This window comes from Catenibacterium sp. co_0103 (assembly GCF_004168205.1).
GTDB lineage: Bacteria > Bacillota_I > Bacilli_A > Erysipelotrichales > Coprobacillaceae > Catenibacterium > Catenibacterium mitsuoka_A.
Genome location: NZ_RCYB01000178.1, coordinates 1 through 1,924 on the forward strand (window position 1 = coordinate 1; position 1,924 = coordinate 1,924).

Consider the following 1,924-nt stretch of genomic DNA (forward strand, 5'->3'; position numbering starts at 1 on the left):
ATTTTCTGACATGTTTAACACCTCTATTTTCATGTTTCAGACTAGTATTCTTTCGAATGTTTTTCAATTCTTTTTTTAGATATTTTCTCTATTTGACTGGCACTAAATTTATACTAGCCCCAATCAGTCAGTTAAAGATGCAGAATGAAATGAAATTGACAGATGAAAGCTGGATTAGTTATCAGCAAGGAAAAGGTAATGAAGAGTATCAGAAGTATATGGAAGATCTGACGGATATGCAGAATCATGTTCTGCCGTATTTGCAGAGCTTTTGCAGTCTGGAAGAAAAAGGTGTGAAGGAGAGACGAGAACAGCAGGTGGCAGAGAAAAATGAGAGCAGAGAAGCTGTGTCAAGAGCCGGCGTTGAAGCAAATACAGCAGTTAAGGACGCAGGGAAAGCTGAAAGAAAGCCAGTAGCACAAAAGAGAGCAATGACGGGAAAAGAGAAGAAACCATCAATCCATGAACGCTTGGAAATCAATAAGAAAATTATCCAGGAAAAGCAGGGAAAAGATAAGCTGGAGAGAGGGCTGATTTGGGTGTAAGATAAACAATAAAGCCTGGTAGATGATTTTAAAAGATTATTTACCAGGTGTTTTTGTGAAAATCTTAGAAAACAATAACAAATCAAACAACCTAGAAGAAAACTTAATTTTGGTTGAAACTATTCCGATAAAAGAATATACCTATAATAGGCTTGTTGTGTCGTTTGGAGGAAAATTATGGATTATATAACAACGATCGAAATGTCAAAAATATGGGGAATTTCATCTAGAAGAATTTCTCTTTTATGTAGCCAGGGAAGAGTGCCTGGAGCAGAGAAAAAGGGAAAGACTTGGCTAATACCAAAAGATGCGGTAAAGCCAACAGATCCTCGAAAGAAAAACAGATGACGTATTGGAGGTTATAATGCTTATGGGAAGACCAGAAGATTCCAGAGTGAAGATTCCAGCGCTTGTGCACTTCACAAGACTTGGATATACCTAGCCTTGTTATCCAGTAATTCAAGGAGAACGAATCAACTATCAAAATAAATAATGTTTTGAATACGGGGATGAAGTAGAAAGGAAAGTACCATGACAAAGGATGAAGTAAAAAAACTCTGGATGGACAGTCCGGAATCACTACAGTTTTTAAATAATGCTACAAAATTTTATAATTTAATGATGATGTATCGTTGTGCTATTCGGGAGATACAAACTAAACTTGAGGTTTTGGATGATGAATTTTCAGTTGAGAACAATCGAAATCCTATTTCTTTTATAAAAACAAGGATTAAGAAGCCCAATAGTATTTACAATAAATTGCAGAAAATGGGACATGATTTTACAACAGAAAATATACAGACATATTTAAATGATGTAGCAGGCGTTCGAATAGTTTGTGCGTTTATTGACGATATTTATATGATATCAGATTTGATTACCCAACAGGATGATATTAAAGTTATTGAAATAAAAGATTATATAAAAAATCCAAAACCAAATGGTTATCGAAGCTATCATATGATTGTTGAAATACCAGTATTTTTTGCTAAGGGTAAAACACCTATGCGTGTAGAATTACAGATCCGAACCAATGGTATGGATTTCTGGGCAACATTGGAACATCAACTTCGCTATAAAAAAGGAATTGAAGAAATGTCTAATTATGATGAGATAAGTGAATAATTACTTCATTCTGCAAGATCTATCATTGAAGCGGATAATGAAATGCAGAGAATAAAAGACAAAATTGGTATGTTTCATGAAATTTAGGCAGAAAACTGAGCAAGTAGGAAGGTGGAATATATATGAAGCAAGATACTTTAGAGGGCAAAGCAAAAACAAAAAATGGGGTAAAACGGCCAATGGTATTAAGTTAAGCGAACAAATGCCAAAAACCTCTTTGATTTCAAAATCAGAGAGGTCTTTTTATTTTTTTC

Annotated in this window: 2 protein-coding genes and 1 pseudogene; all 3 read left to right on the top strand. The window is 34.5% G+C overall.

All coding sequences use genetic code 11. The features are described 5' to 3' along the window. The first annotated feature begins 149 nt into the window (after nucleotides 1-149). The 3 genes and pseudogenes from EAI80_RS13670 (at nucleotide 150) to EAI80_RS12905 (ending at nucleotide 1,757) form a co-directional block, all read left to right on the top strand. Complete coding sequence (locus EAI80_RS13670; protein ID WP_202976653.1) at nucleotides 150-545, top strand: hypothetical protein; 396 nt, start codon at nucleotides 150-152, stop codon at nucleotides 543-545. A 177-nt stretch (nucleotides 546-722) separates the two neighbouring features. After that, entirely contained in the window at nucleotides 723-893 is a 171-nt protein-coding gene (locus tag EAI80_RS12900) for a helix-turn-helix domain-containing protein (RefSeq protein ID WP_008371604.1), read from the top strand. Nucleotides 894-1,076: 183 nt separating this feature from the next. After that, a pseudogene (locus tag EAI80_RS12905) lies at nucleotides 1,077-1,757 on the top strand (GTP pyrophosphokinase family protein). Nucleotides 1,758-1,924 lie beyond the last annotated feature (167 nt).